Annotated in this window: 21 protein-coding genes and 1 pseudogene; 15 read left to right on the forward strand and 7 right to left on the reverse strand. The window is 73.5% G+C overall.

The features are described 5' to 3' along the window. Positions 1-19: 19 nt before the first annotated feature. On the reverse strand, positions 20-1,498 hold the full coding sequence (locus tag ABZ873_RS14805) for an amidase (protein ID WP_360870670.1): 1,479 nt from the start codon (positions 1,496-1,498) through the stop codon (positions 20-22). Positions 1,499-1,721: 223 nt separating this feature from the next. On the opposite strand from ABZ873_RS14805, the gene ABZ873_RS14810 reads away from it, so the two are divergent. The 4 genes from ABZ873_RS14810 (at position 1,722) to ABZ873_RS14825 (ending at position 4,878) form a co-directional block, all read left to right on the forward strand. Then, positions 1,722-2,312, forward strand: a complete 591-nt coding sequence (locus tag ABZ873_RS14810) for a PadR family transcriptional regulator (protein ID WP_360870613.1) — start codon at positions 1,722-1,724, stop codon at positions 2,310-2,312. 62 nt (positions 2,313-2,374) lie between these two features. Then, positions 2,375-4,099, forward strand: a complete 1,725-nt coding sequence (locus tag ABZ873_RS14815; RefSeq protein ID WP_360870616.1) for an acyl-CoA dehydrogenase family protein — start codon at positions 2,375-2,377, stop codon at positions 4,097-4,099. Between the two features lie 203 nt (positions 4,100-4,302). Continuing rightward, positions 4,303-4,515 (forward strand): hypothetical protein, encoded by a 213-nt coding sequence (locus ABZ873_RS14820; protein WP_360870619.1) that lies wholly within the window; start codon positions 4,303-4,305, stop codon positions 4,513-4,515. A 69-nt stretch (positions 4,516-4,584) separates the two neighbouring features. Further along, positions 4,585-4,878 (forward strand): nuclear transport factor 2 family protein, encoded by a 294-nt coding sequence (locus ABZ873_RS14825; RefSeq protein WP_360870622.1) that lies wholly within the window; start codon positions 4,585-4,587, stop codon positions 4,876-4,878. Here the strand turns inward: ABZ873_RS14825 and ABZ873_RS14830 are convergent. Beyond that, positions 4,866-5,600 (reverse strand): MBL fold metallo-hydrolase, encoded by a 735-nt coding sequence (locus tag ABZ873_RS14830; RefSeq protein WP_360870625.1) that lies wholly within the window; start codon positions 5,598-5,600, stop codon positions 4,866-4,868. The genes ABZ873_RS14825 and ABZ873_RS14830 overlap by 13 nt on opposite strands. A gap of 546 nt (positions 5,601-6,146) precedes the next feature. Here ABZ873_RS14830 and ABZ873_RS14835 point away from each other — a divergent pair. After that, positions 6,147-6,772, forward strand: a pseudogene (locus ABZ873_RS14835) (nucleoside/nucleotide kinase family protein). Between the two features lie 83 nt (positions 6,773-6,855). On the opposite strand, the gene ABZ873_RS14840 reads toward ABZ873_RS14835, so the two are convergent. Next, positions 6,856-7,092 carry a hypothetical protein gene (locus tag ABZ873_RS14840; protein ID WP_360870628.1) on the reverse strand — a complete coding sequence of 79 codons (237 nt, stop codon included), beginning with the start codon at positions 7,090-7,092 and terminating at the stop codon, positions 6,856-6,858. 172 nt (positions 7,093-7,264) lie between these two features. Here ABZ873_RS14840 and ABZ873_RS14845 point away from each other — a divergent pair, with 172 nt between their 5' ends. Genes ABZ873_RS14845 through ABZ873_RS14855 form a run of 3 tightly spaced genes read left to right on the forward strand, consistent with a single transcriptional unit; the run spans position 7,265 to position 8,885 of the window. Further along, positions 7,265-7,693, forward strand: a complete 429-nt coding sequence (locus tag ABZ873_RS14845) for a hypothetical protein (protein WP_360870631.1) — start codon at positions 7,265-7,267, stop codon at positions 7,691-7,693. Beyond that, positions 7,687-7,920 carry a helix-turn-helix transcriptional regulator gene (locus ABZ873_RS14850; RefSeq protein WP_360870634.1) on the forward strand — a complete coding sequence of 78 codons (234 nt, stop codon included), beginning with the start codon at positions 7,687-7,689 and terminating at the stop codon, positions 7,918-7,920. Before ABZ873_RS14845 ends, ABZ873_RS14850 begins: the two co-directional genes overlap by 7 nt. Continuing rightward, positions 7,917-8,885 carry an NAD(P)-dependent alcohol dehydrogenase gene (locus tag ABZ873_RS14855; protein WP_360870637.1) on the forward strand — a complete coding sequence of 323 codons (969 nt, stop codon included), beginning with the start codon at positions 7,917-7,919 and terminating at the stop codon, positions 8,883-8,885. Before ABZ873_RS14850 ends, ABZ873_RS14855 begins: the two co-directional genes overlap by 4 nt. Here the strand turns inward: ABZ873_RS14855 and ABZ873_RS14860 are convergent. Together ABZ873_RS14860 and ABZ873_RS14865 are read right to left on the reverse strand one after the other, a co-directional pair. Next, positions 8,842-10,149: an AI-2E family transporter gene (locus ABZ873_RS14860; RefSeq protein WP_360870640.1), complete on the reverse strand. Its 1,308-nt coding sequence runs from the start codon at positions 10,147-10,149 to the stop codon at positions 8,842-8,844. The genes ABZ873_RS14855 and ABZ873_RS14860 overlap by 44 nt on opposite strands. 104 nt (positions 10,150-10,253) lie before the next feature. Further along, positions 10,254-10,409 carry a DUF6131 family protein gene (locus ABZ873_RS14865; RefSeq protein ID WP_360870673.1) on the reverse strand — a complete coding sequence of 52 codons (156 nt, stop codon included), beginning with the start codon at positions 10,407-10,409 and terminating at the stop codon, positions 10,254-10,256. 299 nt (positions 10,410-10,708) lie between these two features. Here ABZ873_RS14865 and ABZ873_RS14870 point away from each other — a divergent pair, with 299 nt between their 5' ends. From ABZ873_RS14870 to ABZ873_RS14895, 6 genes are all read left to right on the forward strand, one after another. Beyond that, on the forward strand, positions 10,709-11,158 hold the full coding sequence (locus tag ABZ873_RS14870) for an SRPBCC family protein (RefSeq protein ID WP_360870642.1): 450 nt from the start codon (positions 10,709-10,711) through the stop codon (positions 11,156-11,158). A 5-nt stretch (positions 11,159-11,163) separates the two neighbouring features. Next, a complete protein-coding gene (locus tag ABZ873_RS14875; protein WP_360870644.1) occupies positions 11,164-11,988 on the forward strand; it encodes a DUF1206 domain-containing protein in 825 nt (274 codons plus the stop codon). A gap of 112 nt (positions 11,989-12,100) precedes the next feature. After that, positions 12,101-12,646, forward strand: a complete 546-nt coding sequence (locus ABZ873_RS14880; protein ID WP_360870646.1) for a hypothetical protein — start codon at positions 12,101-12,103, stop codon at positions 12,644-12,646. Between the two features lie 136 nt (positions 12,647-12,782). Continuing rightward, positions 12,783-13,022 (forward strand): hypothetical protein, encoded by a 240-nt coding sequence (locus tag ABZ873_RS14885; RefSeq protein ID WP_360870649.1) that lies wholly within the window; start codon positions 12,783-12,785, stop codon positions 13,020-13,022. 50 nt (positions 13,023-13,072) lie between these two features. After that, positions 13,073-15,313, forward strand: coding sequence for a heavy metal translocating P-type ATPase (locus tag ABZ873_RS14890; protein ID WP_360870676.1), 2,241 nt, complete (start codon positions 13,073-13,075; stop codon positions 15,311-15,313). Next, positions 15,310-15,858 (forward strand): copper chaperone PCu(A)C, encoded by a 549-nt coding sequence (locus ABZ873_RS14895; protein ID WP_360870652.1) that lies wholly within the window; start codon positions 15,310-15,312, stop codon positions 15,856-15,858. Before ABZ873_RS14890 ends, ABZ873_RS14895 begins: the two co-directional genes overlap by 4 nt. A gap of 42 nt (positions 15,859-15,900) precedes the next feature. Here ABZ873_RS14895 and ABZ873_RS14900 read toward each other — a convergent pair whose 3' ends face one another. Beyond that, entirely contained in the window at positions 15,901-16,629 is a 729-nt protein-coding gene (locus ABZ873_RS14900) for a DUF4328 domain-containing protein (RefSeq protein WP_360870655.1), read from the reverse strand. Between the two features lie 182 nt (positions 16,630-16,811). Further along, positions 16,812-17,180 (reverse strand): hypothetical protein, encoded by a 369-nt coding sequence (locus ABZ873_RS14905; RefSeq protein ID WP_360870657.1) that lies wholly within the window; start codon positions 17,178-17,180, stop codon positions 16,812-16,814. Positions 17,181-17,341: 161 nt separating this feature from the next. Here ABZ873_RS14905 and ABZ873_RS14910 point away from each other — a divergent pair, with 161 nt between their 5' ends. Beyond that, on the forward strand, positions 17,342-17,983 hold the full coding sequence (locus ABZ873_RS14910; protein ID WP_360870660.1) for a GNAT family N-acetyltransferase: 642 nt from the start codon (positions 17,342-17,344) through the stop codon (positions 17,981-17,983). Positions 17,984-18,038: the final 55 nt, after the last annotated feature.

Consider the following 18,038-nt stretch of genomic DNA (forward strand, 5'->3'; position numbering starts at 1 on the left):
CGCCCCTCAGGGCCCGCCGTCAGCTGACCGGCACGTCCGGCCTCCGCTCCGCCCACGGCCGGACCTCCTCCAGCTGCGCGGCCACCCGCAGCAGCGTCACCTCGTCGTCCCGCCGCCCCACCAGCTGCACCGCGAGCGGCAGCCCGTCCGGGCCGAGGCCCGCCGGTACGGAGGCGGCCGGGTGGCCGGTGACGTTCCACAGCGCGGTGTAGGCCACCATCGGGCGGGAGCGCGCGAGCGCCGTCAGCAGCCCGGCGCCGTCCAGCGCACCCACCCGGCGCGGGCGCTCCGCGATCACCGGGGTGAGCAGCAGGTCCATGGTGGTGAACATCCGGTCGACGCGTTCCGCCAGCCGCTCCCCCGCCCGGATCCCGCGCTCCACGGCCGATTCCGGGACCAGCCGGGCCAGCGCGAGCGTGCTGCGGGTGCGCCGCTCCAGCAGCTCGGGGTGCTCCACGGCCGCGGCCTCGGCCCGGACACCGCCGCAGAACTGCGCGGCGAACGGCGCCGTCGCGTCCGGGTAGCGGGGATCGACCTCGCGTACGTCGTGCCCCAGCTCGCGCAGCGCCCGTACGGTCTCCAGCAGTGCCCCGACGTGCTGCGGATCGGGACGCACCCCGGGCACGGCGGGCTTCGCCGAGTAGCCGATGCGCAGCCGGCCGGGCGGGGTCTCCAGGGCCCGGACCCAGCTGGTGGCGGCCGGGCGGGCGCTCCAGCGGTCGGTGGGGGTGGTGCCGGCGAGGACGTCGTAGAGCAGGGCGGCGTCCCCGACGGTGCGTGTCAGCGGCCCGATGGTGCCGAGTGCGTACCAGAGGTGCGGGGTGGGAGCGGTGGAGACGCGGCCGCGCTGCGGCTTGAGGCCGAAGAGGCCGCAGCAGGCGGCCGGGATGCGGATGGATCCGCCGCCGTCGCCGCCGAGGGCCGCGCCGACGAGTCCGGCCGCGACGGCCGCGGCGCTGCCGCCGCTGGAGCCGCCGGGGGTACGGGTGGTGTCCCAGGGGTTGCGGGTGTGGCCGTGGGCGGCGGATTCGGTGAAGGGCCACTGGCCGAACTCGGGCATGGCGGTCTTCCCGATCACGACGGCTCCGGCGGCGCGCAGCCGGCGTACGGCTTCGGAGTCGGCGGTGACGGGGGTGCGGTTGGCGGAGCCGCCGAAGGTGGTGACCTGGCCGGTGAGGTCGAGCTCGTCCTTGACGGCCACGGGCACGCCGTGGAGGGGGCCCAGGGGCGCGTGCGACTCCTGTGCCTCCAGTGCCTCCCGCGCGGCTTCGGCGTCGCGCGCGTCGGCCTCGGCGAGGGCCTGTTCGGCGAGGACCACGCGGAAGGCGCCGAGGGCGGGGTCGAGGCGGGCGGTGCGGCGCAGTGCGGCTTCGACGAGGGCGCGGGAGGTGGTCTTTCCGGTGCGTATCAGCTCGGCCTGGCGTGCCACCGGCTGGAACAGCAACTCCGCGTCGTCCCGGTCCTGTTCCGTGCGCCGCGCGTCCTCGTCCGTGTGCATGGACACCACCCTTTCCCCTTACCGTTCGGTAACTCCGGGCAAGGCTGGTACCCGGCCGCCCGCACGTCAAGCGGGTGCGGGCGGTGTGGCCGAAGCGGCCCCGTAGCGGCGGAGGCGTCCGTGCGGGAATGGTGCTGCCCGGCGGGGGTGGTGCGGGTGAGCCGCGTCTCACCTGCCTGCCACGGCTTGTCTATGCAACGAGTTGCATAGCAGGATCGGCGGCATGGCCCTCGACCACGCGATCCTCGTCTCCCTGCTGGAGAAACCCGGCTCCGGCTACGAGCTGGCGCGCAGGTTCGACCGGTCCATCGGCTACTTCTGGACCGCCACCCACCAGCAGATCTACCGGGTCCTCAAGCGCATGGAGAGCGAGGGCATGCTCGCCGTCCGCGAGGTCCCGCAGCAGGGGCGGCCGGACAAGAAGGAGTACTCCGTCGCGGGACCGGGCCGCACGGCCCTGGCCGGCTGGCTGCGCGAGCCGATCGAGCCGGAGAGCCTTCGGCACGAGCTCGCGGTGAAGATCCGCGGGGCGGCCTTCGGCGGCGACCCGGCCTCGCTGATCCACGAGGTGGAACGGCACCACGCGGCGCACAGCGAGCGGCTGGCGCGCTACCTCGCCGGTGAACAGCGCGATTTCACCGGCCCGGAGGCGCCGAGACCCCTGGACGCGGGGCGGGAGCTCCAGCACGTGGTCCTGCGGGGCGGCATCGCCCAGGAACGCATGTCGATCGCCTGGCTGGACGACGTCCTGACCACCCTCCACCGCATCGCAACCACCACGGACACCCCGCCGGGCCCTTCGACGGGGGCCTGATCGCCCGACTCGCACTCGCACTCCCGCCCACCTCACTCCACCCCCTCGGAAGGTGACTCGCCATGTCCGACGCACTGCTCTTCCACCCGCACACCTACGACCCCGCGCACTTCGACCCGGAGACCCGGCGGCTGCTGCGGGCCACCGTCGACTGGTTCGAGGCGCGTGGGAAGCGGCAGCTCATCGAGGACTACCGTTCGCGCGCCTGGCTGGCCGACTTCCTCGCCTTCGCCGCCAAGGAGGGCCTGTTCGCGACGTTCCTCACCCCCGCCTCCGCCGCCGGCGAGGACGCTCCGGACAAGCGCTGGGACACCGCCCGCATCGCCGCGCTGAACGAGATCTTCGGCTTCTACGGCCTGGACTACTGGTACGCCTGGCAGGTCACCATCCTCGGCCTCGGCCCGGTCTGGCAGAGCGACAACGCCGCCGCCCGCGCCCGCGCCGCCGAACTCCTCGCCGAGGGCGAGGTGTTCGCCTTCGGCCTCTCCGAGAAGACGCACGGCGCGGACATCTACTCCACCGACATGCTGCTGGAGCCCGACGCCGACGGCGGCTTCCGCGCCACCGGTTCCAAGTACTACATCGGCAACGGCAACGTCGCCGGCCTCGTCTCCGTCTTCGGCCGCCGCACCGACATCGAAGGCCCCGACGGCTACGTGTTCTTCGCCGCCGACAGCCGCCACCCGGCGTACTCGCTCGTCAAGAACGTCGTCGACTCCTCCAAGTTCGTCAGCGAGTTCCGCCTCGACGGCTACCCGGTCCGCGCCGAGGACGTCCTGCACACCGGCCGCGCCGCCTTCGACGCCGCGCTGAACACCGTCAACGTCGGCAAGTTCAACCTCTGCACCGCCTCCATCGGCATCTGCGAGCACGCGATGTACGAGGCCGTCACGCACGCCCACAACCGGATCCTCTACGGCCGCCCCGTCACCGCCTTCCCGCACGTGCGCCGCGAACTGGCCGACGCCTACGTCCGTCTCGTCGGCATGAAGCTGTTCAGCGACCGTGCCGTGGACTACTTCCGCTCCGCCGGGCCCGACGACCGCCGCTACCTCCTCTTCAACCCGATGACGAAGATGAAGGTGACCACGGAGGGCGAGAAGGTCATCGACCTGATGTGGGACGTCATCGCCGCGAAGGGCTTCGAGAAGGACAACTACTTCGCGCAGGCGGCCATCGAGATCCGCGGCCTGCCGAAGCTTGAGGGCACGGTCCACGTCAACCTGGCGCTGATCCTCAAGTTCATGCGCAACCACCTGCTGGAGCCCGCCGCTTACGAGCCCGTGCCCACGCGCCTGGACGCCGCCGACGACGACTTCCTCTTCCGTCAGGGCCCGGCCCGCGGCCTGGGCTCCGTACGCTTCCACGACTGGCGCCCCGCCTACGACGGCTACGCGGCCGTGCCGAACGTGGCCCGGTTCCGCGAACAGGCCGACGCGCTGGCCGAGTTCGTCGCCACCGTCGCGCCCGACGAGCAGCAGAGCCGCGACCTGGACTTCCTGCTCTCGGTCGGCCAGCTGTTCGCGCTGGTGGTGCACGGGCAGCTGATCCTGGAGCAGGCCCGCCTGACGGACCTGGACGAGTCCGTGCTCGACGAGCTGTTCTCCGTCCTCGTCCGCGACTTCTCGGGGCACGCGGTAGAGCTGCACGGCAAGGACTCCGCCACCGTCGCGCAGCAGGAGTGGGCCCTCGCCGCCGTCCGTCGCCCGGTCGTGGACGAGGACCGCTCGGCCCGCGTCTGGGCCCGCGTGGAGGCGCTGGCCGGGGCGTACGAGATGGCGCAGTAGCGGGTCGGCTTCCCCGGCGGGTGGCCCGTACGACGTGCTCGTACGGGCCACCCGGCGGCCACCCGGGGCATTCGGGTGACGGCGCGCCGTGTCGGGCCGCCGGAGGCCGGGCCGTTGGGGATGCTGGGGCGGCCCGGCGGCGCGGATACCGCCGGCTCCCCGCACAGCACCGCATCGCATCCCATCGCGAGAAGGAGTACGGCATGCCGACGGACTCGGTCGGGCGTTTCCTCGCGGCCCTGGACCCGCAGCACCGGGAGGCCGTCGCGCAGCGGTCCTCCGAGGAGCAGGACCGGCTCGCCTCCGCCTGGGAGCGGGAGCTGGAGTCGGACGACGAGCTCGACACCCTCGACGAACTCTCCCCGCCCGCCGCGGAGGCGGAGGCGGCCCGTCGGGTGATGTCCCGCGAAGCCTGAGCCGGTACGACACCACGCCGACCACGCGCCGCCGCCGGTCCGGGCGCGGACATCGCGGAGGCGGCGACCGTGCCGGCCGCGGGGGACGGCGTACTCGCGCTGCTGCACGCGTACGCCCGGGGCCTCGCGGCCCACTTCCGTACGGCCTTGCTGCCCGGCGCCCGCGTCGAGGGCATGCGTGACGGTGCGTTCGTGTCGTGGGCCCTGGAGGACTACTGCGGGCTCTTCACCGGCCGCCCAGCCGCCGACGAGGCGTCCCGCACCTGCCGGACGGACGTGTTTCTGCTGGTACGGGGCGACGACTGGCGGATCGCGCACAAGATCTACGACCGGCGGCGGCAGACTTCGACTCAGTCCCGATAGACGAGCACGAACTCCCCATAGGGGTGAGAGCCTTGGCGGTCGGCCGTCTCATCGAGGGCGGCACGCAGGGCACGCAGATGGCCGGGGGTGAGCTGGAGCGGCGGCTCGTCGGGCTGGTACGTGGTGCCCCGCGGGTAGTCCACGCCCGGGGTGGTGGTCATCTCGATGTGGCAGCCGAGGACATGGCGGACCGGCCGGGTGGCGCAGAAATCCAACAGCCGGTCGACGGTGGCGGAGTAGGCCGCGCGGTCCTCGATGTAGAGCCGCCCCGGGTAGAAGGAGTCGCCGGTGAGCAGCAGGCCGGTGTGCCGGTCGTGGAAGACCACGGCTGCCGGGTGGTGCCCGGGCCCGGGGATCAGGTCCAGGACGCGGCCGCCCAGGTCCAGTTCGCCCAGCCCGTCCGGCCATTCCCCGAGGCCGAAGGCGGCCGTCACCTCGTCCAGGCCCGGCCCCACGACAGCGGTACGCGGCCGGTCCGCGAACTGCCCGTCTGCGGCGATGTGGTCGCCGTGGCCATGGGTGTGCGCCACCAGCAGGTCATAACCCGGCCGGGGATGCCGCTCCAGCCACTCCGCGACAAGCCGGTCGACGGTCTCCCGCAGCGGGAAGTGGGCCGGGTCGGCGGAAGCGCCGGTGTCGAGCAGCAGCGCGCGCTCGTTGCCGAAGAGCAGGAAGAGGAACGGGGCCTCGTAGTGCACGGACTTGTTCTGCCGCAGGATCACGGTGTGTTCGGAGTAGGCGTGAACCTGGATCTCCGGTGCCGGGTCATGCTTCGCGGAAGGCCACCCCGCATGCCAGACGACGTCAAGACTGCCTGCAACGGGAGCACCCCGACCAAAATCGATCACCCACCCAACCTACCTCCACGCCCATCCGCCTGGCGCGGGCCGCCCACCGCGGAATGCCCCGTCACCGCTCCCACTCCTGCCGTCGCCCTCGGCGGTAATTCCCCGGCTGGACCGACCTGGCGGGCGGGCCGGGGACCGGAGACGGCTCTGGGCCTGGGTGGTGGAGCCCGGCGCGGCCGGGCCGCCCGAGTCACCGACGGGGACGGGTACGACGGCCCCGGAGCCCGCCCACCGCACGCCCAGTCCCGGTGATCGGGACCCGGTACGACACCTCCACGCCGTGCGCGGGAGCCGGTGGATGCACGGCTGCTCCCGAACGACGGGTGCGGGCACGCCGCGCTGTTCCATGACGTCGGCAGTGGCGTCAGCCCCTGCGAGAGGCGCTGGCGGAGGGTGGTGAGGTGCGGGCAGGATGGGCCGATGGAGCATGGGGAGCTGGAACGGCGGGCCCGGGTGCTGGCGGCGGCCGGGGCCCGGCGGATCCTGGGGATCGCGGGGCCGCCCGGGGCCGGCAAGTCCACCCTGGCCGCCTCCCTCGCGCGGGCCCTCGGGCCCGGGCTGGCGGCCGTTGTACCCATGGACGGCTTCCACCTCGCCAGGCTGAACTGGTCCGGCTGGGCCGCGCCGACCGCAAGGGCGCCCCCGACACCTTCGACGCGGCCGGATACGCGGCCCTGCTGCGGCGGCTGCGCCAGCAGGCGGACGGGGACGCGGACGGGGTGGTGTACGCGCCGGCCTTCGACCGGTCCCTGGAGGAGCCGGTCGCCGGGAGCATCCCGGTGGACCCCGGCGTCCCGCTGGTGATCACCGAGGGGAACTACCTGCTGTACGAGGCGGACGGCTGGGCGGCGGTCCGCCCGCTGCTGGACGAGGTCTGGTTCCTCGCGCCCGACGACACGCTCCGCGTGCACCGCCTGATCGCCCGGCACGTCCGCCACGGCAAGGCGGAGGCACAGGCCGCCGCCTGGGTGAGCCGTTCGGACGAGGCGAACGCCCGCCTCATCGCCCCCGGCGCCGCCCGCGCGGACGTCGTGGTGCGCCCGTGACCTGACCGGCCCTCATCAGGGCCACTCAGGCCGAGAAGGCCGGACAGGCCGGGCAGGCAAGGCGCTGATCCGCCGGACTGCCCCTAGTGCAGCTTCCAGGTGAACTTGCCGCCGCCCACCCACTGGACGACGTCCTTGTCGTCCAGGTCGTGGACGATGATGCCCGCGCTCGCGGCGAGCAGCAGCACATCGGTCATCGACGAGGCCACCCCGACCATCTCCCCGTCGATTTCCACGATGCGGAACGGCGGATCGCCGGGCTGGACACCCAGGACGATGATCCGGGGTGAGAAGACGTAGGGGGGCGCGCTTTCGGTCATGCAGAAACGGTTCCACGCACGGACCCGTCCCGCACGTGGAGAGAGCACCGGACCGTCGGCGGGCTGTCCGGAGAAGCGGCCACCCACCCCCACCCATGTACAGAACTCTTGACATCGTGTCGCCCATCCTTGACATTGCCCATGTCTGGTTTTCTTTACATGGGGAGTGGCCGTGGCAGTCGAGGAAAAACGCGCGTGGATCATGATCGTGCTCACGGTCGCCTCCTACGGGGCCTATCTGGTCCTCGTCCTCGGGCGGACCGGCACCGCTCCCCTCGCCGAGACCCCCTACGCGGCGGCCCTGCTCTGGACCGTCGGCGTCTCCGTCGTGGCCGCCATCGCCGTGCACATCACCGTCGCGCTCCTGACCCCCGCCGAGGACAACACCCGGGACCAGCGGGACCGGGAGATCCACCGCTTCGGTGAGTACGTCGGGCAGTCCTTCGTCGTCCTCGGCGGTATGACCGCGCTCGCGCTGGCCATGGCCGACATCGACCAGTTCTGGATCGCCAACGCCCTCTACCTCGCCTTCGTGCTCTCCGCCCTGCTCAGCTCCATCGCGAAGATCTGCGCCTACCGCCTCGGCTTCCAGCCGTGGTGAGGCCCACGCGCGTGACCAACTCCATCCGGGCCCTGCGCTTCGCCCACGACGAGATGACCCAGGCCGAACTGGCCCGCCGGATCGGCGTGACCCGGCAGACCGTGATCGCCATCGAGCAGGGCCGCTACTCGCCCTCCCTGGAGAAGGCGTTCCAGATCGCCCGCGTGTTCGCGGTACCGCTCGACGCGGTGTTCCAGTACTCCGAGACCGAGGGAGAGCCGTCGTGAAGGCCATCGTCCAGGACGTGTACGGACCGCCCGAGGTGCTGCGGCTCGCTGAGACGGACCGCCCGGTCCCGGGCCGCGGCCGGGTGCTCGTACGGGTCCGTGCCGCGGCCGTGGACCAGGGCGTATGGCATCTGATGGCGGGCATGCCGTACGCCGTGCGCGCCGTCACCGGCCTGCGGGCGCCCCGCGGCCGGGTGCGGGGCATGGACCTCGCCGGGCGGGTGGAGGCCGTCGGCCCGGGTGTCACCCGCTTCCGGCCCGGCGACGAGGTGTACGGCAGCGGCGAGGGCTCCTTCGCCGAGTACGCCTGCGCCAAAGAGGGCGCGCTCGCGCCCAAGCCGCGGAACCTCGGCTTCGAGGAGGCCGCCGCCGTACCGGTCTCCGGGTGCAGCGCCCTCACCGCCCTGCGCGGCACCGGCCGCCTCGGGCCCGGACAGTCCGTGCTGGTCCTCGGCGCCTCCGGGGGCGTGGGCTCCTTCGCCGTCCAGCTGGCCAAGGCGTACGGGACCCGCGTCACCGGCGTGTGCAGCGCCGCCAAGGCGGACTTCGTACGCTCCCTCGGCGCGGACGAGGTCCTCGACTACGCGGCGGCGGACCCCACCGACGGCAGCCGCCGCCACGATCTCGTTCTCGACATCGCGGGCAACCGGCCCCTCGCCCACCTGCGCCGCGCCCTCACCCCGCGCGGCACCCTCGTCATCGTCGGCGGGGAGGGCGGCGGCCGCTGGCTCGGCGGGAACGAGCGGCAGCTCGGCGCGCTGCTACTGTCGCCGTTCGTCCCCCACCGGCTGCGCCCGCTGACCTCGGTGGTGCGCGCCGCCGAGCTGGAAGCGCTCACGGATCTGCTGGAGGCGGGCACGGTCGTGCCCGCGGTCGACCGTACGTATCCGCTGGCCGAGGTCCCGGAGGCCGTACGCGACCTCAGGGCGGGGCGGATCCGGGGGAAGGCGGTGATCCGCCTGTAGGGGCCGGTCCGCTTGGAGGGGCCGGTCCGCCTCCGGGGGCCGGTCCGCCCGTAGGGGCCCCGGCCGCGTCGACCGTGCCCCGCAGCCGGCCGACCACGGTCTTCGCCACGGCGACCAGCGGCACGGCCACCACCGCGCCGCCCACGCCCGCCACGGTGGCGCCGGCCGCCACCGCGAGGACCACGCCCAGCGGATGCACGCGGGCGGCCCGGCCGACGATGAACGGCTGGAGGACATGGCCTTCGAGCTGCTGCACGACCAGGACCACCACCAGCACCATGGCGGCGGCGAACAGCCCCTCCGTGACCAGGGCGACGACCACCGCCAGGGCGCCCGAGACCACGGCGCCGACCAGCGGGATGAAGGAGAAGAGGAAGATGAACACGGCCAGCGGTACGGCCAGGGGCACGCCCAGGAAGTACACGCCGAGGCCGATGAACACCGCGTCGACGAGGGCCACGATCACGGTGCCCCGGACATAGCCGGTGAGGGTCCGCCAGGCGGCGGGACCGCAGTCCGCGACGGAGGGCCGGGCCGCGGCCGGAACGCCCTTGAGGGTCCAGTCCCAGATGCGCGGGCCGTCGTACAGCAGGAAGAGCGTGGAGAAGATCACCAGCAGGGTGCCGGTGATGATCTCGACGAGCACGGTGACGCCCTGCAGACCGCGTGAGGCGATGCCGCTGCCCGAGGAAAGGCCGTCGCTGAGGGTGTCGGCGATGGAGTTGATCTGCTTCTCGGTGACGTGGAGCGGGCTGCGCAGCAGCCACTGCTTGAGCTCCTGGACGCCTTCGCGGACGCGGTCGGTGAGCACGTCCGCGTTGTCCATGACCTGCCAGATCAGGAACCAGGTGAAGAGCCCGAGGACGACGAATCCGCACAGGGCCGTCAGCGCGGTCGCGGGGCCGCGGGCGAGCCCGTGGTGCTGGAGCCAGGCCACGGTGGGCTGGAGGAGGGCCGTGACCAGCAGGGCCACGGCGAAGGCGAGGACGACGATGCGCAGGGCGGACACGACGTGGAAGAGGACCCACAGGCCGGCCGCCACGACGAGGAGCCGCCAGCCCGCCTCGGCGGCCACGCGCAGCCCCCAGGGGATGACGTCGGTGGGCGGCGGGCGGGGCGACGGCTCCCGCGCGGCGGGCCCGGGGACCGCGGTGGTACCGCGGTCCCCGGGCCCGTTCGTGTCTTCCGCGATCCGCGCACGGGCCCGGCGGGCGGCGGCCGCGGGAGCGAGCCGTTCCCTCGGCCGGCGGGGTGTACGCGCCACAGCGGCCTCCCTTCGGGACGGGTCCCGGTCGAGCGGCCGCTGTGGGTGCCCGTCCGGTGCGTGCGCGGCCGGAGGAGCGGGCCGGACGTACCGGTGGCGGGGCGTCAGTAGTAGTGCTTGCGTCCGCCCACGGCGTGGCCCACGGCTCCGAGGATCCAGAGGATGAGCCCGATGACGAGCAGGATGATGCCGATCGTCCAGAGGATCGATATGCCCAGAAGCCAACCGATCACCAGGAGGATGACGCCAAGAATGATCATGACCGTCTCCGATCCGGTCCGTGCGAGGCCGGGACGGGCGTCCGGGCCGATCGCCTGTTCCACTCCCGAGAACCGGCTGATACCCGCTTCCGCGCACACCATGCCATGAGCGATCAGGCGGGATGTCCGGGTTCGATCCGCCTGACATCGCGGTGACGCAGCAGGTCGGGCGGCGGGTCACCGGCGGGCGAAGCGGTGCGCATGCGGGCCCCCGGCCGGGGTAGCCGGGCGGCGAGGCGCCCGACGGGTGGGGTCCGCATCATGGGATGCGGGACGGCCGGGGCGCGGAAGGGAAGGGCATGTCGCACGTCGAGGAATACGTCGAGGTCAACGTCCCGATACGCACGGCCTACAACCAGTGGACGCAGTTCGAGGACTTCCCCGCCTTCATGGAGGGCGTCGAGCGCATCGACCAGCACTCGGACACCCTCACCCACTGGGTGACGAACGTGAACGGTGTGCAGCGCGAGTTCGACGCGCAGATCACCGAGCAGCTCCCGGACCAGCGGGTCGCGTGGATGACCGTGGACGGCGAGACGCGCCAGGCCGGTCTGGTCACCTTCCAGCCGGTGGACGCCACGACCACCAAGGTGGTCCTGCACATGAACTGGGTGCCGGAGACCCTGGCGGAGAACGCCGCCGACCGGCTCGGCTTCGTCAAGCGACAGGTCGCGGGCGACCTCAAGAGGTTCAAGCTGTTCATCGAGTCCCGCGGGGTCGAGACGGGCGCGTGGCGGGGCGAGGTCTGAGCACGATGACGAGCAGAACCGCGAGCAAGGGCGTCCGTGAGGCAGGCCGAGGCGGCCGGGCCCGGGAGGTCACGGCACGCTGCGGGCTGGTGGCCCGCGGCGTGCTGTACGTACTGATCGGAACACTGGCCCTGCGGGTGGCCTTCGGTGACTCCAGTGCCCAGGAGGCCGACCGCCAGGGCGCCCTCCAGGAGCTCGCGGGCACGCCGTTCGGCGGGGTGCTGATCTGGGCCGTCGGCATCGGTTTTGTCTGCATGATGCTGTGGCGCCTGTCCGAGGCGCTGACCGGCGCCGCCGGACCCGACGGCGACAAGGCGACGAAGCGGCTGGCGGCGGCGGGCCGGACGGTCTTCTACGCGACGGTCGCCTTCTCCGTGCTGTCGTTCGCGGCGGGCAGCGGCGGGCGCTCCGGGGACCAGCAGTCCCGCGATGTGACGGCCAAGGCCCTGGACCTGCCCGCCGGACAGTTCCTGGTGGGCGCGGCCGGAGCCGGGATCGTCATCGCGGGCGTGGTGATCGGCGTGCAGGCGGCGCGCCGCACCTTCCGCAAGCACCTCGCCATGGGCGGGGTAGCGCAGCACTGGCGCAAGACCGTGGACGTCCTCGGGGTGGCCGGCGGTCTGGCCCGCGGCATCGTCTTCGCGGCGGCCGGCGGCTTCGTGGTGTACGCGGCGGTCCGCTACGACCCCGCGCAGTCGAAGGGCATGGACGACACGCTGCGGTCGTTCTCCACCACCGGCGCCGGGCCGTGGCTGCTGGTCGCGGTGGCCGCCGGTCTGACGGTCTTCGGGGTGTTCTCCTGGGCCCAGGCCCGCTGGCGCGAGGTCTGAGCGGGGCGCGGCGCGGGCAGGGGCGGCCCGGCGGGCGCGAGCGTGACGGGCACGGCGGCGGATCGTTCTCCGCGCGACAGGTCTTCATCTTCGAGGGAAGTGGGCGTACGGCGTGGATGTTCTCATCGCGGCCAAGCTGCACAATCGGTTCGCCCTGTTCGACCGTGACGGCGACGGCAGGGTCACCAAGGCCGACTACGACGAGCTGGTGCACCGCCTGACGGAAGCCGCCGGCCAGGCCGGCGGCTCCCCCGCCGCGCTCAAGCTCCAGGCCGAGTACGACGAGAACTGGGCGCGGATGTCCGCCCAGCTCGGGCGGGGCACGGACGCGGAGCTGGACGAGGAGGAGTTCGTCACCGCCTGGGACGCCGTGTGCCGGGAGACGGGCTTCGAGAAGACCATCATGGCCATCGTCGACGAGGTGTTCACGGCGATGGACGCCGACGGCGACCACTACCTGCTCCCGCAGGAGTTCACCCGCTGGCTCGGCGCCTACGGCGTCACCGGGGAGGCGGCGGCCGCGGCCTTCGCCCGCCTCGACCGCGACGGCACCGGCCGCATCAGCCGCGAGGAGCTGACCCGCGCGTTCCGCGAGTACTTCACCGGTACGGATCCGGAGCTTCCGGGCAACTGGCTGTACGGCCCGCTCCCCCACTGACCCTCCCCTCGCACCCTCCGCGAAAATCCGCGGGAACTCCCTCCGGCCCCGGTACGACTACGTCGCCGGAGGGAGTGCCGCCCGTCTCACCGGCACCTCGTCCGCCTGGAACCGAGTACGAGACTCCGGAGTGACGATGACGGACCGGCCCGAGCCCCCGCCCCCAGCGATCGCCGTCCTGCGGCGCTGGGCGCCCCCACCGGCCCTCGTCGGCTTCGTCCTGCTGCTCTCCCTGCTGTTCGGCGGGGCGTACGGGGTGGGCTCGCTCGCCGGCCCGGTCGCCCCCGGCATGCACGCCACCGATCCCGCGCCCCCGGACTTCGACAGCGACCCCGGACGGCGCCACGGCCACACCGGGCCGGGGGCCGGACGGTGACGGCCGGGGGCACGGAACTGCGGGAATCCACCGATCTGCTCGTCGGCGGGATGACCTGCGCGGCCTGTGTGAACCGGGTCGAGAAGCGGCTGGCCCGGATCGACGGCGTGAGCGCCACCGTCAACCTCGCCACGGGCCGGGCCCGGGTGAGCCACCCCGCGCAGGTCACGCCGCAGGAGCTCGTCGCGGCGATCGAGAAGGCGGGCTACAGCGCGGAACTCCCCGCCCCCGCGCTGCCTCGGGAGGGCGCCCGGCCACCGGCGGAGGACGAGGATCCCGAGGCGCGCGAGCTGCGGCAGCGGCTGCTGATCACCGCCCTGTTGTCGGGGCCGGTGCTGCTGCTGTCGATGGTGCCGGTGCTGCAGTTCCGCAACTGGCAGTGGCTGTGCTTCGTCCTGGCCGCGCCGGTGGCCGTCTGGGGCACCTGGCCCTTCCATGTCCGCGCGGTGCGCGGCCTGCGGCACGCGGCCGCCACGATGGACACCCTGGTCTCCCTGGGCGTGGCGGCCTCCTTCTCCTGGTCGGCGTACGCGCTGTTCCTCGGCGGGGCGGGCGATCCCGGGATGCGGATGCCGTTCACGCTGCTGCCCTCGGCCGGCGGGGAGGTCGCGCACGTGTATCTGGAGGCGGCGGTCGGGGTGCCGCTCTTCGTGCTGACGGGCCGTTTCCTGGAGTCCCGGGCCCGGCGCGGCACGGGCGAGGCGCTGCGCTCCCTCGCCGGTCTGGCCGCGAAGGAAGTGACGGTACGGGAGGACGGCGTCGAGCGGCTGGTCCCGGTGGAACGGCTGCGGGTGGGGCAGGAGTTCGTGGTGCGGCCCGGGGAAAGGGTGGCGACGGACGGGGTGGTGGCCTCCGGGAGTTCGGCCGTGGACCTGTCCCTGGTCACGGGCGAGAGCGAGCCGGTGGAAGTGGGCCCCGGGCAGGGCGTGGTGGGCGGTGCGGTCAATGCCGGGGGCCTGCTCCTCGTACGGGCCACCGCGGTCGGCGCGGACACCCAGCTGGCGCGGATCACCCGCCTGGTCACGGAGGCGCAGGCGGGCAAGGCGCGGGCGCAGCGGGTGGCGGACACCGTGGCGGGGGTGTTCGTGCCGGTGGTGCTGGCGCTGGCGGCCACCGTCCTCGGCTTCTGGCTGGGCGCCGGGGCCGATCCGCAGGCGGCCGTCACGGCCTGCGTGGCCATCCTGGTGGTGGCCTGCCCGTGCGCGCTGGGCCTGGCGACCCCGACCGCCCTGCTGGCCGCGACGGGCCGGGGGGCGCAGCTCGGTGTGCTGGTCAGCGGCCCGCAGGCGCTGGAGACGCTACGGCACGTGGACACGATGGTCCTGGACAAGACGGGCACGCTGACCACCGGCCGGATGACCGTGGCCCGGCTGACGGCGGTGGCCGACGGGATCGGGAGCGCGGAGGCGCTGTGGCTGGCCGCGACGGTGGAGCAGGGCTCCGAACACCCGCTGGGCCGCGCGGTGCTGGCGTACGGACGGCAGGAACTGCCGCAGCGGCCGCCGGGCACGGTGAGCGCCTTCCGGGCGACGGCCGGCGTCGGGGTGACCGGGCTGGTGGAGGGCCGCCGGGTGGAGGTACGGGCCGCGGGCGCGGATCTGCATCCGGCGCTGGACGCGGCGCTGGCCGAGGCGGAGACGGCCGGGCACACGGCGGTCCTGGTACGGGTGGACGGCGCCGACCAGGCGCTGATCGCGGTGGGCGATGTGCTGCGGCCCGGGAGCTACCGGGCCGTCGACCGGCTCCGGCGGCTCGGGGTGGAGCCGGTGCTCGCCACCGGGGACCGGGAGGCCACGGCGGTACGGGTCGCGGCGCAGCTCGGCATCACGGAGGTGCACGCGCGCTGCTCGCCCGAGGACAAGGCGCGGCTGGTGGCGGAGCTGCGGGAGCGGGGGCGGCGGGTCGCGGTGATCGGTGACGGGGTCAACGACGCGGGCGCGCTGGCCGGGGCGGATCTGGGGATCGCGATGGGCAGCGGTACGGACGCGGCGATCGGCGCCGCCGATGTCACGCTGGTGCGCGGCGACATCGAGGCGGTGGCCGACGCGGTCCTGCTGGCCGGGCGGACCCTCGGGACGATCCGGACGAACCTGGTGTGGGCCTTCGGCTACAACGCGGTGACGGTGCCGCTGGCGGCGGTGGGCTGGCTGAACCCGATGGTGGCGGCCGCCGCGATGTCGGTCAGTTCCCTGCTGGTGGTGGGCAACAGCCTCCGGCTGCGCACCTGGCATCCCTCACCGCCGCCCGGCCGGTGGGGTACGAGGCTCACGGCGGGGGGTGCGGGACGATGAACCGAGTGGACGCGGACGCGGTCGCGAAACGGACGGCGGACGGCGGCTGGTGGCCGACGCGCCGGCGGATGCGCGAGGCCCTGCCGGCGGTGGTGGCGCCGGTGATGGCGTGCGCTGTGGCGCTGGCCGGCCTGACGGTGTGGACGGCGTCGGGCGCGGCGGGCGGCCCGCCGCAGATCGCTGTCGCGGACGGCCGGGTCTTCCTGCCGTACGGCCAGAGCGCGGACACGGCGGCGTTCTTCGAGGTCACGAACATCGGCCGCGGGGAGGACCGCCTGACGAAGGTGACCTCCCCGTCCCCGTCCGTGGAGCGGGTGATGCTGAGCCGCCACGAGAGCTCGGGGCGCGGCGCGGACACCATGGGCACGGCAGGCTCGGCGACGATCCCGGCGGGCGCCACCCTCTCGATGTCCCCGTTCGACGTGAGCGTGATGATGCGTGTGACGGCGACCTGGGAACCGGGCGAAATAGTCCCCTTCACCCTCCACTTCCGCCACAGCCCCCCGGTGGAGGTGGTGGCGGTGGTGGTCCGCCCGAGCGACTGACCCTCCGCGCGGGCGGCGCGGGCCGTGGCCGCGACCGTGGTGTCAGGCGGGGAGGCCGGGGGTCGTCGGGATCGGGGTTTCCGCCGCCGGGCGGGGGCCCAGGGTGGCGCGGGCGTGCTGCATGGCGGTCAGGCGGCGGACGAAGAGGACGGCGAGGATCGCGGCGGCGATGTCGACGGCGTCGGCGGCCAGCAGCACCGTGGCCGCGTCGCGCGCGCCCTCGTAGGTGTCCGCGCGGCCGTAGGTCCGGCCCCCGTACCAGCTTAGGATCTTGGCCAGGGCGAAGGAGCCCCACCAGAGGTTCACCAGCGTCAGCGAGTACCGTCGGCCGTCGGCCGGGACCGGCGTGCTCGACCTCCAGGTCGCGACGGCGATCCGGTACGGCAGCCAGAGGTTGGCGAACGGCACCAGCCAGCCGCCGATCGCCCAGCCGGGGCTCAGCCGGTCCGCGCCGGGGGCGAACGCCTCGGCGTTCAGGCGCGTCCGGTGGAACCACACGATGAAGACGATCCCCGTCACGAGCGCGATCTGGCTCTGGAACATGCCGCTCCTGATCATCAGCAGGTAGCCCTCGTCCAGTGCGGCATCGCTCACCGCGTCCGGGTCGGCCAGGACCCGGTCCATCAGCGACCGCGTGTTCCAGTCGGCGTGGAAGGCGTACACGTCGAGGCCGATGACCAGCGCGAACAGCGCGGTCAGGGCGATGGCCAGGCCGACGGGCGCGCGCAGCCGCCCGCCCTTCACCCCCGGCGCGGCAGGAACTGCGGACATGCTGAGGAACCCCCCACGGGTCATGGACACGGAAGCGGCGCACCGGCCGGTCGGTCGGGTGCGCCAGGGAGGAACCTACGGCAGGCGGCCGGTCCGCGCCATCCTCATTTTCCCAGCTCAGACAGGGCAGACGGGGCAGGCGGGGCAGGAAGGTCAGGCAGGGGGCGCCCAGGGCGGTCCCGTCAGGACGTGCACCACGGGACGCGGCAGACATGCGGCGCCGCCCCCTCCGGGCACAGCCCCTCGATCACCGCCTTGCGGACCGCCCGCCAGACCCGCAGCGAGCACACCATCCGCACGCGCAGCTCCACCGCCTCGCGCCCGCCGGCGTCCTCGCCGGGGTGTTCGATCTCCCATTGCTCCGCCAGAAGTTCGTACGCCTCGGCCGCGGTCGGCCCGCCGTGGGGATACGTACGGACGATCTCCGTCCGCACGATCCGGGCGCCCCGCCCCCCGGCGGCCCGGTGGACGAGCCCCGTCACCCGGGCGAGTCCCGCCTCGTCCGCGTACAGACCGAAGCGCAGCACACGGGTCTTCCTCGTGTTCCTCATGCGCCCCAGCCTTGCCGCGCCCCCGCAACCCGCTCAACCGGTTTTCGCCGGGCCCCCGTGCGGGCCCGCCCGCGGCGACCCCTATAGTTAGGCCACCCTAACCTCGGGCCGCGACGGCACCCCGTGCCCGCACGCGTCCCTCAGCAGAAACCGGAACCCGTATGAGACCCGAGTCCACCGCCCTCGTCTCCCCGCGCGCGGACGTCATGACCGAGACCGTCGAAGGCTTCGGCACGGTCCGCTTCACCCCGGTCGACCCCGCCGCGGACTCCGCCGTGCTGCACTCCTGGGTCCTGGAGGAGCGCGCGCAGTTCTGGGGCATGAACGGCGCCAGCCGGGAACTGGTCCAGGAGATCTACGAGGACGTGGACAGCCGCGACACGCACCACGCGTTCATGGTCCGCCTGGACGACGAGCCGGTGGCCCTGTTCCAGACGTACGAGCCCACCGCGGACCGGATCAGCGAGTGCTACGAGGTCCGCGAGGGCGACATCGGCGTCCACCTGATGCTGGCTCCGGTCTCGGACCGGCCGCGCCCCGGTTTCAGCCGGACCCTGATCGGGTCGCTGATCCGGTTCACCTTCCGCGACCCGGCCGTCCTGCGGGCGGTGGCCGAGCCCGACGCGCGCAACGCCAAGGCCCTCGCCCTGTCGAACCGGCTCGGCTTCGTCCGGCAGGGGGAGATCACCCTCCCGGAGATCGACCTGCCCGAGGTGTACCTGCCGGAGAAGCAGGCCGTGCTCGCGTTCCTCGACCGCCCGGCCGTGCTGCCGGCCCCGGTGGCGGTCGTACCGGAGTCCTGACCGGCCCCGGCCGAAGCGGCATCGCGCCGCCCGCGCCCCCGCCGTCAGCCCTGGC

Origin of the sequence: Streptomyces sp. NPDC047014 (genome assembly GCF_040644195.1) — a bacterium.
GTDB lineage: Bacteria > Actinomycetota > Actinomycetes > Streptomycetales > Streptomycetaceae > Streptomyces.

Bases quoted from the DNA above. Each gene is read 5' to 3' on its own strand.
- ABZ873_RS14815 (WP_360870616.1), top strand. From the start codon at position 2,375: ATGTCCGACGCACTGCTCTTCCACCCGCACACCTACGACCCCGCGCAC.
- ABZ873_RS14820 (WP_360870619.1), top strand. From the start codon at position 4,303: ATGCCGACGGACTCGGTCGGGCGTTTCCTCGCGGCCCTGGACCCGCAG.
- ABZ873_RS14890 (WP_360870676.1), top strand. From the start codon at position 13,073: ATGACCTGCGCGGCCTGTGTGAACCGGGTCGAGAAGCGGCTGGCCCGG.
- ABZ873_RS14905 (WP_360870657.1), bottom strand. From the start codon at position 17,180: ATGAGGAACACGAGGAAGACCCGTGTGCTGCGCTTCGGTCTGTACGCG.
- ABZ873_RS14885 (WP_360870649.1), top strand. From the start codon at position 12,783: ATGACGGACCGGCCCGAGCCCCCGCCCCCAGCGATCGCCGTCCTGCGG.
- ABZ873_RS14910 (WP_360870660.1), top strand. From the start codon at position 17,342: ATGAGACCCGAGTCCACCGCCCTCGTCTCCCCGCGCGCGGACGTCATG.
- ABZ873_RS14875 (WP_360870644.1), top strand. From the start codon at position 11,164: ATGACGAGCAGAACCGCGAGCAAGGGCGTCCGTGAGGCAGGCCGAGGC.
- ABZ873_RS14870 (WP_360870642.1), top strand. From the start codon at position 10,709: ATGTCGCACGTCGAGGAATACGTCGAGGTCAACGTCCCGATACGCACG.
- ABZ873_RS14865 (WP_360870673.1), bottom strand. From the start codon at position 10,409: ATGATCATTCTTGGCGTCATCCTCCTGGTGATCGGTTGGCTTCTGGGC.
- ABZ873_RS14805 (WP_360870670.1), bottom strand. From the start codon at position 1,498: ATGCACACGGACGAGGACGCGCGGCGCACGGAACAGGACCGGGACGAC.
- ABZ873_RS14895 (WP_360870652.1), top strand. From the start codon at position 15,310: ATGAACCGAGTGGACGCGGACGCGGTCGCGAAACGGACGGCGGACGGC.
- ABZ873_RS14900 (WP_360870655.1), bottom strand. From the start codon at position 16,629: ATGTCCGCAGTTCCTGCCGCGCCGGGGGTGAAGGGCGGGCGGCTGCGC.
- ABZ873_RS14840 (WP_360870628.1), bottom strand. From the start codon at position 7,092: ATGACCGAAAGCGCGCCCCCCTACGTCTTCTCACCCCGGATCATCGTC.
- ABZ873_RS14810 (WP_360870613.1), top strand. From the start codon at position 1,722: ATGGCCCTCGACCACGCGATCCTCGTCTCCCTGCTGGAGAAACCCGGC.